At 64.1% G+C, this 12,082-nt stretch carries 12 protein-coding genes; 3 read left to right on the forward strand and 9 right to left on the reverse strand.

Features of this window, described 5'->3' with window-relative positions:
• Position 1: 1 nt before the first annotated feature.
• Genes P0D84_RS06110 through P0D84_RS06120 form a run of 3 tightly spaced genes read right to left on the reverse strand, consistent with a single transcriptional unit; the run spans position 2 to position 4,141 of the window.
• On the reverse strand, positions 2 to 202 hold the full coding sequence (locus tag P0D84_RS06110) for a DUF1656 domain-containing protein (RefSeq protein WP_179733202.1): 201 nt from the start codon (positions 200 to 202) through the stop codon (positions 2 to 4).
• Entirely contained in the window at positions 192 to 2,402 is a 2,211-nt protein-coding gene (locus P0D84_RS06115; RefSeq protein ID WP_408333573.1) for an FUSC family protein, read from the reverse strand. Before P0D84_RS06115 ends, P0D84_RS06110 begins: the two co-directional genes overlap by 11 nt.
• Positions 2,403 to 2,413: 11 nt before the next feature.
• A complete protein-coding gene (locus tag P0D84_RS06120) occupies positions 2,414 to 4,141 on the reverse strand; it encodes an efflux transporter outer membrane subunit (RefSeq protein ID WP_408333576.1) in 1,728 nt (575 codons plus the stop codon).
• Positions 4,142 to 4,297: 156 nt separating this feature from the next.
• Here P0D84_RS06120 and P0D84_RS06125 point away from each other — a divergent pair, with 156 nt between their 5' ends.
• Both P0D84_RS06125 and P0D84_RS06130 read left to right on the forward strand, forming a co-directional pair.
• A complete protein-coding gene (locus P0D84_RS06125) occupies positions 4,298 to 5,236 on the forward strand; it encodes a LysR family transcriptional regulator (protein ID WP_408333579.1) in 939 nt (312 codons plus the stop codon).
• Positions 5,237 to 5,471: 235 nt separating this feature from the next.
• Positions 5,472 to 5,630: a hypothetical protein gene (locus P0D84_RS06130; protein ID WP_408333582.1), complete on the forward strand. Its 159-nt coding sequence runs from the start codon at positions 5,472 to 5,474 to the stop codon at positions 5,628 to 5,630.
• 262 nt (positions 5,631 to 5,892) lie between these two features.
• Here the strand turns inward: P0D84_RS06130 and P0D84_RS06135 are convergent, their stop codons facing one another.
• The 5 genes from P0D84_RS06135 to wrbA all read right to left on the reverse strand — a co-directional run bounded on the left by P0D84_RS06135 (position 5,893) and on the right by wrbA (position 10,169).
• Complete coding sequence (locus P0D84_RS06135; RefSeq protein WP_408333585.1) at positions 5,893 to 6,612, reverse strand: SOS response-associated peptidase; 720 nt, start codon at positions 6,610 to 6,612, stop codon at positions 5,893 to 5,895.
• An 86-nt stretch (positions 6,613 to 6,698) separates the two neighbouring features.
• Positions 6,699 to 7,505, reverse strand: a complete 807-nt coding sequence (locus tag P0D84_RS06140; RefSeq protein ID WP_408333588.1) for a metallophosphoesterase — start codon at positions 7,503 to 7,505, stop codon at positions 6,699 to 6,701.
• 149 nt (positions 7,506 to 7,654) lie between these two features.
• Entirely contained in the window at positions 7,655 to 9,073 is a 1,419-nt protein-coding gene (locus tag P0D84_RS06145) for an FAD-binding oxidoreductase (RefSeq protein ID WP_408333591.1), read from the reverse strand.
• Between the two features lie 50 nt (positions 9,074 to 9,123).
• Entirely contained in the window at positions 9,124 to 9,570 is a 447-nt protein-coding gene (locus P0D84_RS06150) for a DUF2069 domain-containing protein (protein ID WP_408333594.1), read from the reverse strand.
• Entirely contained in the window at positions 9,567 to 10,169 is a 603-nt protein-coding gene (gene wrbA / locus P0D84_RS06155; RefSeq protein ID WP_408333597.1) for an NAD(P)H:quinone oxidoreductase, read from the reverse strand. The genes P0D84_RS06150 and wrbA overlap by 4 nt, the downstream gene beginning before the upstream one ends.
• 120 nt (positions 10,170 to 10,289) lie before the next feature.
• Here wrbA and P0D84_RS06160 point away from each other — a divergent pair, with 120 nt between their 5' ends.
• Positions 10,290 to 11,603: a YihY family inner membrane protein gene (locus P0D84_RS06160; protein ID WP_408333600.1), complete on the forward strand. Its 1,314-nt coding sequence runs from the start codon at positions 10,290 to 10,292 to the stop codon at positions 11,601 to 11,603.
• Between the two features lie 40 nt (positions 11,604 to 11,643).
• Here P0D84_RS06160 and P0D84_RS06165 read toward each other — a convergent pair whose 3' ends face one another.
• Positions 11,644 to 11,964, reverse strand: a complete 321-nt coding sequence (locus P0D84_RS06165) for an Mpo1-like protein (protein ID WP_012433756.1) — start codon at positions 11,962 to 11,964, stop codon at positions 11,644 to 11,646.
• Positions 11,965 to 12,082 lie beyond the last annotated feature (118 nt).

Here is a 12,082-nt window from a genome sequence, read left to right on the forward strand (position 1 = left end):
ATCAACGATAAACGGCGAGACTCAGCACGCCGCACACACACACGAGCAAGCTGGCCCGGAACAAGGACGGATGCCACACCACGCGATACAAGCCGGTATAGGCAATCACGCGATCCAACACCCAGGTAAGCGCGGCGCCCGCGATAAACAGCAGCACAATGGCCGGCACGTAGGCGTCGAAAACGGCGATATCACGTGGCATGACGAACTCCTTCTGACGCGTCGGCCCGTCCGCTCATCAGCGGTTCAAGCGGCGATTGCGGATCGAGCAGCGCGGTACGAATGAAATGCAGTTGACTCAAAATGCGTTGCAGCCGATGCCGCTCGTCACGCGGCGGCGTGAAGGTAGCCAGCACCTGTTGGACCGCGGCAATCGCATCGGTGGTAGCGGCGAGCGCGCGGTCGAAACGGTCCGCGCGCGGCCGTTCGAAAAGCGCTGTGACCGCATTGCGCATTGCACGCAAGCTGACGCGCCACGGCATCGACTTCGCGTAGCGCGCGTCGGCGGGCAGCGCCGCCACCTCGCGGCGTAGATCGATCATCGCGTTGCCGACTTCGAGCACCGAGAAGAGCCAGCGCAAGGTGTCGCGTTTGAGTTCGGGTTCGTTCGGCGCGAGCGCATTGATCTGGAACATCAGATCGCGTGCGCCGCTCTCGAAGCGCGAACGCACCCGGCGCATGCCCGCACGGCTAGCCAGCGTCACCTGGCGGCGCAGGTCCACCAGCAGGCGGTTGCGCAGCCAAGGCGTCGAAGGCGGCAGCAGCACGGCAAAGGCAATCACGCACACCAGCATCGACAGCACCAGCGCGATCGCGTCGTTGATGGTGCCGCTCGGGTCGTAATGAATCAGGTTGTCCGGACCGGCCAGGAAGCAGAAGAAGATGCAGTAGCCGACGCCGTAGCCGGCGAGCGCCGGGCGCGTCGTCATGAATACGCCGAGCAGCAGGAACGGCGTGAGCGCGGCGCACAGCAGTGCAAAGCCGTCGATGTGCGGATACACGCCGTACTGCACGATCATGGCCGTTACCGAGGCGACCAGCGTGCCACCGGCCATCTGGAACGCCGTGCGCTTCGGATTCGGCGACGACGACGCCAGCGCGCACACCGCCGCGGCGTCCAGCGTCAAGGTCGAGCCACTCGGCCACGCGGTCGCGATCCAGAATGCGCCGAGCACGATCATCACGACGGCCGCGCGCACGCCGGCGACACCCGCGGCAATGCCATTCGTTTTCGGTTCGTAGCGCTCGATCCAGCGCTCGCGTTCGTGCGTGTCGACGGCAAGCGATGCATAGGTGGCCGCGTACGCGTGCAGATCGTCGATGAAGCGATACAGCAGTTCAGCGCCCGTGTCGAAATCGAGCAGTGGTGCGTCCGGCTGCGTTTCCAGTTCGGCGCGTGTCGCGCGGACTCGCTTGGGCAGTTCGGCTTTGTACGCGTCGAGTTGCGCGGCGGCGTGGGCCGCATCGGCGGCACTCAGCACGGGTTCGCCCGACTTCGCCAGCAACGGCGCGATTTCCTTGAAGTACGGTTCCAACGCTTCGACCGCGACGGTCGCGCCGCGGGTGTTCGCGTCGCGCAACCGGTTCATCAACTGATGCAGCGCGTGAAAGCGCGTCGACGCGGTCATGAACTCGCTGTTCAGACGCGCCAGCCGGCCGCCGCGCATCCGCGAATCGGGGCCTTCGAACACCGCGACACTGCGCGCCGCTTCGAAACCGACGATGTCGGCGACAAAGCGCGCATTGGTCGCTTCGATGTGCGCGCGGTCGTTGCGGCCGGCCAAAGAGGCCGACACATATTCGACGAACGCCGAGAAACGCGCGCGCACGGTGCCGCGCATCTGCAAGCCGGCGAACTGCGGAAACACGAGGCCACTGACCGCGCCCGCGCAGACGATGCCGACCACCACTTCAGCCACCCGCGTGAGCGCGCTCAGAAACGCGCCGTCCGGATGCTGCGAAGCCGGAATGCCGATCAGCGCGGCGGTATAGCCGGCCAGCACGAACCCATAGGACCGGAAGTTGCGATTGCGCGCGGCGCCCGCAGTGCAGATGCCGACCCAGATCGCAGTCGAGACGATGAACAGTTCCGGCTGCTGCGCGAACAGGCCGATCAACGCGAGCATCACGACGAGGCCGACCAGTGTGCCGCAGATCCGGTAGAAACTCTTGGCGAACACCATCCCGCTTTGCGGCTGCATCACGATGAACACGGTGGTCATGGCGGTGCGGGGCTGCGGCAGATCGAGTTTCATCGCGATGCCGAGCGCCAGAAAGCAGGCGGCGAGCGCTTTGAACAGATAGACCCATGTGAGACCGTCGGTGCGCGCCCAGTCGGCGGCGGCCGAATAGAGCGCGGTAAACGATGCCGGGCGCGGCGCGGGAGAGGGGGAGGCTGACATGGTCGGCTTCCTTACTCGGCCGCTGCTGCGGTGGAGGACAGGTGAGACGTGGTGGCCGCGGCGCTCATACCGGTGTCGCTCGCACGTTTGGCAGCAGCGCGCGATGGTTTTGCCGCAGCGGCGGCCGGGCTTTGCGCTGGTGCCGTGGCCGCAGCGGGTGCGGTGCTACCCGTATGACTCGCCGAATCGGTCTGCGTCGGCGCGTTCGACGGCTTGGCCGCAGCGGTCGAACCTGCTGCCACCGCATTGCCCTTGCCATGCGCCGGCAACGTCTCGTTTGCCTGCGGTCCGTTCGCCGGCTCGTCGAGTCCACCGCCCAACGCCGTGACCAGCGACGCATGCGCGCCGAGGCGCTCGGCCTGAATCTTGGCGACGCCTTCCTGCGCGCGCAGCAATTGGCTTTGCGCGATCAGCACATTCAGGTAGTCGGTCAGACCACGCCGATACCCTTCGCGCGCGAGGTCATAGTTCTTGCGAGCCGCCGCGACCGAACGGTCGGCGTCTTGCGCCTGGGTCGCGAGCGAACGGATCCGGATCACCTGATCGGAGATGTCCTTCAGCGCGCCGACGATCGACTGGTTATAGCGATCGACCGCCTCGTCGTATCCTGCCGAGGCCGCGCCGAGTTGCGAGCGCAAGCGCCCGCCGTCGAGGATCGGCAGCGACAGCGCCGGACCCGCGCTCCAGCTATGCGACGGGTCTTTCAGGAACTGGAACAGCGGCCCCATTGCGGCATATCCGCCGATCGACGCCAACAGGTTGATATCCGGATAGAAGCTGGCCTTGGCGACGTCGATGCCGCGCGCTTGCGCCGCTACCGTCCAGCGCGCCGCGACGACGTCCGGCCGATGGCCGATCAGATCCGCAGGCAGTGCGCTCGGCAGAGCGGCGGGTGCGGTGTCGAGCGAGAGCGTCGGACGCTGGATTTCGTCACCCGCGCCAGGACCCTTGCCGGCCAGTGCGGCCAATTGATTGCGGCCGAGTGCGATCTTTTCCTCGATCTCATCGATCTGACGTTCGTATTCCGGCAGCGGCGTTTCGGCCTGGCTCACTTCGAGCTGCGTGCCGATGCCGCCTTTCAGACGCCGGTTCGCCAGGTCGACGATCTGCTGCTGTTGCTGCAGCGTGGATCTGGCGATATCGAGTAGCGCGTAGTTCAGCGACATCTCGATGTACGTGCGCACCACGTTGCCTTCCAGTTCGAGCTGGGCGGCGCGGAAGTCCGCCGCGCTGGCGTGAGCGGTGTCGAGCGCGCGTTCGGCGGCGTTCTTGTCCTTGCCCCAGAGATCGAGGTTGTACGACAGACCCAGCGTGCCGGTGTTATTCCACGATTGTTCGCCCGCGAGCGGGCCCGGGCCGTAATAGAGGTTGTCGGCCCATTTCTGGCGCTGGATCGACAGGCTGCCGTTCACTTGCGGCGACAGCGCTGAACGGGCGACGCCCGCCATCGACACGGCTTCGCGCACCCGCGCCTGGGCGACGGCGAGGCTCGGATTGCCCGTCTGCGCGGCTTCGATCCACTCATTGAGTTGCGGATCGTTATAGGCACGCCACCAGTCGGCGGCTGGCCATTGCGCGTCCGCGTTGGCGGCGCGGATGGCGTTGCCTGCGTCGAGCGAGGCGGGCTCGATTCCTCGGTCTTGGGGCGCGATGCCTCCGGTACTGGCACAGCCGGCGATTGTTAATAGGATCGTAAGAACCGCGGCTGCGGCGATCCGTTTCTGTACCGGAGACTGCACGATTTCCTCCAAAATTGGCTATAGAAGCATGTGCGTCATTATATTTTTCGATTGATTGGGGAATAACCGGTAAAGATGCAAGGCATTTTTACGCAATATGAGATAATCGCCTTTGCGAATTGTGTAACAATCGCCACCGATCACTTGGAAAAGAGTATGGATACGCTTCAAAACATGCGCGTATTTGTCCGCGTCGTCGAAGCGGGCAGCTTTACGGGTGCCGCGCAGCACCTGAACACGACCACGGCGTATGCGTCGCGCGCGGTTTCCGACCTGGAAGCGCATCTGCGCACACGTCTGTTGAACCGCACCACGCGCCGTATCGCGTTGACCGAGGCGGGTGAACGCTATCTGCAGCGTTGCGAGCAGATTCTCGCGTACGTGGATCAGGCCGAAGCGGAAGCCAGCGACGCCCACGCGCGTCCATCCGGCAAGCTCAAGGTCCACGCGATGACGAGCTTCGGCCAGCACTATGTGGTGCCGGCGGTGGGCCGTTATCAGGCGCGCTATCCGGACGTGCATATCGAACTGACGCTCGCGCAGCGCATGCCCGATCTGCTCGATGAAGGTTTTGATGTCTCGCTGACCCTCGCGACCGGCCTGCCGGATTCGGGGCTGGTGTCGCAGCGGCTGGGCAGCGCGTTCAGCATCGTGTGCGCCTCGCCGGCTTATCTGGAGCGGCACGGCGTGCCCCAAACGCCCGCGGACCTCGCGCGTCACACTTGTCTGCAAATGGTCACGCCGATTTTTCCGACCGACAAATGGATTTTCGACGGCCCGAACGGCGAGGAAACGATTGCCCTGGGGCCGGCCACCTTCCAGGTGAATGTCGCCGAAGCGATGGCTGTCGCGGCGTCCAGTGGCATGGGCGTGGGGCTGATTCCGATCTACTCGGCGATCAGCGGTTTGCGTAGTGGTGAGTTGGTGTGGCTTTTGCCGGAATACACCTCGCAGGAAATGAATCTGTACGCGCTGTATCCGTCACGGCAGTATCTGGACGCGAAAATTCGCACCTGGGTCGAATTTCTGCGCGACGAACTGCCTGCCACGTTGGCCGTCGATCAGGAAGAATTGCGCCAGTTCGCGCGCAGCTGAGGCAGCGCCGCGCGAGTGGTTGACCGTTGTTGACGGCTTTGGCCACGCGTGGCATGACAGCCTGTTACATAAGTGCCGCGCTGCAACATTTCCTTACTTCCGCACCGCGATCGATTTGCTAACGTGTGGTTCATACGCTGCCGCATTCAGCCGGACGCGTACAATAAGCCGCTGTTCGGCAAATCGCAAGAACCGCAACAAACGCAACAACCAAGAACTCAAGGACGAGGAACTCATGGATACGCATCTGATGATCGGCGTGGCCGTCATGTTGGGACTGATCGGAATCGCCGCATCGCGCGAACTGTTGCGCCGTCTGCGTGAACAGCAGCCGCAACTGATGCCGATCAAGGTCGAGCGTCCTGATCTGCAGGCACAGCGGCACGAGCGTTGAAGCATGAGAGCGTGCCGGATTGCCCGGCGTGCGGTGATTGAGCTTGCTGTTGCGTTTTCCTGCGTGTTTTCCGCGTTACCGCGCCATGGCGGTCTGCCTGCCGATCTGTTTCGATCCGCGCTCCGTATGCGTGGTTTGGTGCTTCGATCCGCAGTCCGTACGGTTGAACCAGTGCTTCGATTCGCGCTCCGGACGGTCGGCGCAGCGCTTCGATCTGCCCTCCGCACGCTTGGCGCAGCGCTTCGATCCGCGCTCCGCGCGCCTAGTGCAGCGCTTCGATCAGACCCGGCTCGTCATTGAGCGTGCGGTCCACCTCCGGACTCACCCGATGCCAGCGAAACCGCGCGGCGGGCAGGCAGGCGCTGCGCGCGAGCTGTTCGAGTTCGTCGAACTGCAGTGCCGCATCCAGCCAGCGGCGCGCCGCCTCGGGCGCGAATACCAGGGGGCGGCGGTCGTGCACGTCGATCAGGCCCGCGTCGGCCGTGGCCGTCACGATCACCAATCCCATGCCGTCCGTTTGCGCTTGCGTGCCGCGTACGCTCGATAAGGCCGCGAGGTACATCGGGACGGCGCTTTTAAGATGCACGAAGTAGGGCTGGCGGACCGTGGCCTCGACTTGCGCGGCGGTGGTGCCGTTTGATGGTGCGGCCACCGCTTCCATGCGCCATTCGAACCAGCCGTCTGCCGGCACCAGTACCCGTCCCGTTTTCCACAGGTCTTTGAAGTAGCGCGTGTGCGGCGCGGTTTCGGCGCGCGCGTTGATCGTCTGCGGCAGATGCTGCTCGCGTGCCCAAGCCGGGCAATACCCCCAGTGGATCGCACGCAACGTCTGGTCTGGGTAAATCGCGAGCGGATGGGTGCCCGGCGCGAGGTTGTAGCCGGGGCGGCGGTCTGCGGCGTCGAACAGCATGACCGGATCGGCGAGGCCGAGCTGCTGGGCGTACAGATGCGGATCGCGGTACTGGCTGATTCGACCACACATGAGCGACCTCCTGGCAAGACCCGACGACAACAACAGCGTAGTGCGTCGCGCCTGGCCGCGCTACCCAGATCGGCCCGAAGCCGAGGCTATATCTCCACGACCTTATCCCACGTGAACTGCGGATTCTCCCACTGCCGGGTGCGCCGGTCGAAATAGCCACGTGGATTGCAGACCACGCGCGTGCCGTTCACGGTGTAATCGAAGGGGCTATGCGTATGCCCGTGAACCCATAGCGCGACGGGCGCGCACACCAGTTGCGGCAAATGATTGACGAAACCGGCCGACACGCGATCGTGCGCGTAGCGCTCGGCCAGACTCAGCCGATGCGGCGCGTGATGCGTGACGACGATCGTCTTGCCGTCGAACGGTCTGGCGAGCTCGTTTTCGAGCCAGGCGCGCGCCTGGCGGTGCAGCGCGAGAGAATCGCCAGGGGTGAAGTCGCGTGGCGAGTCCTGGGTGTCGTGCGGCCAGTTCATCTGGATCAGGCCGCGGAAGTCGAGCATCGCCCGGCGCGAAGCGTCAATGCAGTCGGCGAGCGTGTCAGGATCCGCGCCGTATAACGCGAAGTCGGTCCACAAGGTGGTGCCGAGCACGCGCCAGCGGCCTTGCGGGTCGACCAGCGCCGCATTGTTCAGCACATGCACGTTGTCGACTTGCGCGGCTGCGTCGTAGAGGGCCGTGTCGAGCGCGCCGAATTCGCCGTCGTAGTACTCGTGATTGCCTGGCACGTAGACGACCGGCACGGCGCCGTCGAAGGTTTGCGCGGCCCAGCGCGGGCCGGCCGCATGATTGTGGATGTCGCCGGCCAGCACGATCAGATCCGCGTGCGCATGCGGGATCAGCTCGGGCTCGTCGTTCTCCAGATGCAGATCGGACAGCACGCGAATCTTCACGACGACAACTCCTGCAATGGGCCTCGCACCAGATGGCGAAGGCTTTCGGAACAAAGGCTTTAAAACGAAGGTTCTAAACCGAAGGCCTTAAACCGAAGCTTTAAAACGAAGGCTCTAAACCAAAGGTTCAAAACCGAAGGCTCTAAACCCTAGCGTAGCACCTTGCCTGGATTCATCAGGTTCAGCGGGTCGAGCGCGCGTTTGACGGCGCGCATCAGCTGTACCTCGACGTCCTGCTTGTAATGCATCGCCTCGTCGATTTTCAACTGGCCAAGACCGTGCTCCGCGCTGATGCTGCCGCGATGCCGGTGCACGCTGTCGTAGACGAGCTGGTTGATCGGACCTTGCCAGGTCTTGAGGAACGCCTTCGCGTCGACGCCCTCTGGCGCCTGCACGTTGTAGTGCAGGTTGCCGTCGCCGAGATGGCCGAACGTGACCATGCGCACGCCCGGCACGGCTTGCGCGATCGCCGCGTCGGTTTCCTCGATGAAGTGACCAATGCGCGAAATTGGCACCGCGATATCGTGCTTGATGTTCAGGCCTTCCTCAGCCTGCGCGAGCGGGATGTGTTCGCGCAGATTCCAGAATGCTCGCGACTGCGTGAGGTTTTCCGCGACCACCGCGTCTTCCACCAGACCTTCTTCGAGCGCGGTTTCCATCAGGCGCTCGAACAGTCCGCGCGCGTGCTCCTCGCTCTCGCTGTCCGACAATTCCAGCAGCACGACTTGCGCGTGCGGTTCGGCGAAGGGATAGCGCATCTGCTCGAAATGCCGGCCCACCAGCCGCAGACAGAAATCCGACATCAGTTCGAAGCCGGTCAGAAGCGGCCCGGCGACGCGTTGCGTGAGCGACAGGAAATCGAGCGCCGCATGCGGCGACGCGAGTGCGGCGAGCGCCGTGACACGCGCGGCCGGTTGCGGATGCAGCTTGAGCACCGCAGCAGTGATGATGCCGAGCGTGCCTTCCGCGCCGATGAACAGATCGCGCAGGTCGTAGCCGGTGTTGTCCTTGCGCAGTCCGCGCAGGCCGTCCCACAGTTCGCCTTGCGGCGTCACCACTTCCAGGCCCAGACAGAGTTCGCGCGTGTTGCCGTAACGCAGTACGCCGGTGCCGCCCGCGTTGGTGGCGAGATTGCCGCCGATCGTGCAACTGCCTTCCGCCGCGAGGCTCAAGGGGAACAGGCGGCCGGCTTGCCCGGCGTGCTTTTGCACGTCGGCAAGGATAACGCCGGCTTCGACCGTGATCGTGTTGTTGTGCGGATCGATATCGCGCACACGGTTCAGACGCCGCAGACTGATGATCGCCTGCGCGCCGCTTGCATCCGGCGTGGCGCCGCCGGCCAGACCGGTGTTGCCGCCCTGCGGCACCAGCGCGATGCGATGCTCGATGGCGAGTTTGACGAGCGCCGCGACCTCGTCAGGCGTGGCCGGGCAGAGCACGGCGCAGGCCGCGCCGGTGTAGCGGTGACGCCAGTCGGTGAGGTAAGGCGCAGTGTCGTGCGGGTCGGTCAGCACGTGGGCTGCGCCGATTACGTCGCGGCAGGCAGTGAGGAAAGCGGCTTGGGTCATGTTGGTCGGTCGGGATGTTCGGCGGATAGGTTATGCGGGAAGCGCTGTTTTCATCGGGTGCCTCCCTCGGCCTGCCCGGCGTTCGGTTTTGCGTTCTCTTTTGCTGCCTGTTTTGCCGCCTGCCTGGCTGCCCGTTTTGCCGCGCGCTTGAACGGAGCGACATAGGCGAGCGTGCAGACGAAAAAAACCACGGAGAGCGCGGCTTCGAGCCAACCGAGGCGGGCGCTCAGGCCGCGATCGCTCCAGCCGCGGACGATGCCCTCGGCAAAATACAGCAGGATCAGCATCGACGCCCATTGCAACGTGTAAAGCCGATGCCGCCACACGCCGGGCAGGGCGAGCAGGAGCGGCACGGCTTTGAGCACCAGCGCCGAGCCGCCTGGACGCAGCGGCGCGAGCCACCATTCCCACGCGACGGACAATACGATCAGCGCGAGCAGGGCGGCAGTGGCGCCGGATGCGGCGGCGATTTTCGGCGGTGAGACCGGCTCGCTCACGGCCGTTCGCTCATGGATGCCGCCGCGCGGGCAACGCGCGCGCCGAGGGCAATCGCAAGCGTTTTTTCGTCGGCGGAGATGCCCTGTCCGGCCGTGCCCGCGCGTGCGAAATGCGACGCGCCGTAGGGCGTGCCGCCGGTTTGCGTGGTGGACAACGCACTCTCGGTGTACGGAATCCCGACGATCAGCATGCCGTGATGCAGGAGCGGCAACATCATCGACAACAGCGTGGATTCCTGGCCGCCGTGCAAACTGCCGGTGGACGTGAACACGCAGGCCGGTTTGCCGGACAGCGCACCCGCAAGCCACTGCGGCGTGGTGCCGTCGAGAAAGTATTTCAGCGACGCGGCCATGTTGCCGAAGCGGGTGGGCGAACCGAGCGCGAGACCGGCGCATTCCTCGAGATCGCGCAGTTCGACGTAGGGCGGTCCTTCAGCGGGAATATCCGGCTGGGTCGCTTCGCAGACGGTGGAAACCGCCGGCACGGTGCGCACGCGCGCCTGCATGCCGGGAACGCTGTCGACGCCGTGGGCGATCGCCAGCGCAAGCTCGCGCGTGGCGCCGTGACGGCTGTAATAAAGCACGAGAATGTCTTTCATAGGCCTCATCGGTGAGCGGGTATTATAGGGGCTGGGTCCGCTGCACAGGCCATCCATAGCCATTCGGCCAGGCCTCGCGCTCTGTCCTGACACACTGTTTGATCAAGCAAGGAGGTGGGTTTGTTGTCCAGGGTGCGTTTCGATCTCGACACGCTCAAACGGCTCGCGCAGTTTGCCGCGAAGCGCAGCAGCGAAGACCGCATTCCGCAGGTGGCCGGCAGCCTCACGTTCACCACCATGCTCGCGCTCGTGCCGCTTGCCACGGTCGCGTTCGCGCTGTTCACCGCGTTTCCGATTTTCAGTTCGTTTCAGATGTCGCTGCAGATTTTCCTCGCCGACCATCTGATGCCCGCGCAGCTCAACAGTCAGATTTTCAATTATCTGAACCAGTTCGCGTCCAAGGCGAAGGGCCTCACGACCATCGGCATGATTTTTCTGTTCGTCACCGCCGTGATGACGATGATGACCGTGGAGTCCGCCTTCAACGTGATCTGGCGGGTGCGCAAGGCGCGGCCATTCGCGCAGCGCATTCTGGTCTACTGGGCGATCATCACGCTCGGTCCGATTCTGATCGGCGTGAGTCTGTCGATTTCTTCCTATCTGTTCACGCGGTCCATGGCGTTCACGGCCGCCCAGCACATTACGCCGGTGATCGACTGGGCGCTGACCAGCGCCGCGCTGCCGCTGACGGCCCTCGCCTTCACGATGCTGTACGTATTTCTGCCGAACTGCCGCGTGGAATGGCGCGACGCGGTGATTGGCGGGATTACTGCCGCGATCGCTTTCGAACTCGCCAAGCGCGGCTTTGGCTATTACGTGCGCCGTATTCCTACCTACACGGCGGTGTACGGCGCATTTGCCGCTGTGCCGCTGTTTCTGTTGTGGATGTACCTCTGCTGGTTCATCGCACTGGCCGGCGCGATGATTGCGTCGGCGTTGCCGGCGATCCGGATCGGCCAGTTTCATCGGCCGACTTTCGAGGGCAGCGATCTGTTCGATTCGCTTGAATTGCTCGCACGGCTCTCGGAAGCGCGCGACGCCGGCAAGCGCGGCTACACGGTGCCGGATCTCTCGCGAATGCTTCGTCGCGAGATGGACACCACGATCAAGCTGCTGCAAAAGCTCGAGGAGATCGAGTGGATCGCGCGCTTGCAGGAGGACGGCATGCGTCCGCACTTCCTGCTGCTGGCGAATCCGGCGCAGATCACGGTTGAGCAGCTGTTCGACCTGTTCGTGATCGATCGCGCGGAGCTCGAATATCAGCTTCAACTGCACTCCACGCGCGTGGATGGCGAGACGCTTCTGGCGGCGCTGGAAAACGACAAACTGAAAGTGACGCTCGCCGCGTTGCTGGCGGCGCGTGCTGCCTCACGGGCAGCGCGTGCCCAGGAAAATGGGCAGGGCACTTCTTCAATGCCTCATCAGGCTGCATGAGCAGGCTGCATGAGCAGGCAGCCTGAACGCGCCGGCAGACCTACAGAGAAATTTTTCCGACGCAGATGTCCTTGAACATCACCCAATCGCCCATCAGGCTATAGAGCGGATGCCGGAAAGTAGCCGGGCGATTCTTCTCGAAGAAGAAATGCCCGACCCAGGCAAAGCCATATCCGCAGATGACGGCGGCCGGCAGCCATAGCCAGTCACCGGTGGCGAGCGCCATGGCGAGGCAACCGATCACGCCGAGCGAACCCACGAAATGCAGCCGCCGCGATACCGTGTTGCGATGCTCGCTCAGGTAGTACGGATAGAACTCCGCGAAGCTCGCGAAGTGATCGGTGTGCGCGGTTTGAGCCATCATGGCCTCCGAATGTCGACGCTACTCGATTCCGTGCCCGTCGCTCCCAGGTTGCTTCGCCGTGTGCCGACAGGTTCGGAACGCACTCGAAACAGGACAGGCTTGAGTCATTGTGCGG

It is taken from the genome of Paraburkholderia sp. RL17-337-BIB-A, from assembly GCF_046025895.1.
In the GTDB taxonomy this organism is placed as follows: domain Bacteria; phylum Pseudomonadota; class Gammaproteobacteria; order Burkholderiales; family Burkholderiaceae; genus Paraburkholderia; species Paraburkholderia fungorum_C.

Coding starts and splice junctions, on each gene's coding strand:
- P0D84_RS06110 (WP_179733202.1), bottom strand. CDS start 202: ATGCCACGTGATATCGCCGTTTTCGACGCCTACGTGCCGGCCATTGTG.
- P0D84_RS06115 (WP_408333573.1), bottom strand. CDS start 2,402: ATGTCAGCCTCCCCCTCTCCCGCGCCGCGCCCGGCATCGTTTACCGCG.
- P0D84_RS06125 (WP_408333579.1), top strand. CDS start 4,298: ATGGATACGCTTCAAAACATGCGCGTATTTGTCCGCGTCGTCGAAGCG.
- P0D84_RS06130 (WP_408333582.1), top strand. CDS start 5,472: ATGGATACGCATCTGATGATCGGCGTGGCCGTCATGTTGGGACTGATC.
- P0D84_RS06135 (WP_408333585.1), bottom strand. CDS start 6,612: ATGTGTGGTCGAATCAGCCAGTACCGCGATCCGCATCTGTACGCCCAG.
- P0D84_RS06145 (WP_408333591.1), bottom strand. CDS start 9,073: ATGACCCAAGCCGCTTTCCTCACTGCCTGCCGCGACGTAATCGGCGCA.
- wrbA (WP_408333597.1), bottom strand. CDS start 10,169: ATGAAAGACATTCTCGTGCTTTATTACAGCCGTCACGGCGCCACGCGC.
- P0D84_RS06165 (WP_012433756.1), bottom strand. CDS start 11,964: ATGGCTCAAACCGCGCACACCGATCACTTCGCGAGCTTCGCGGAGTTC.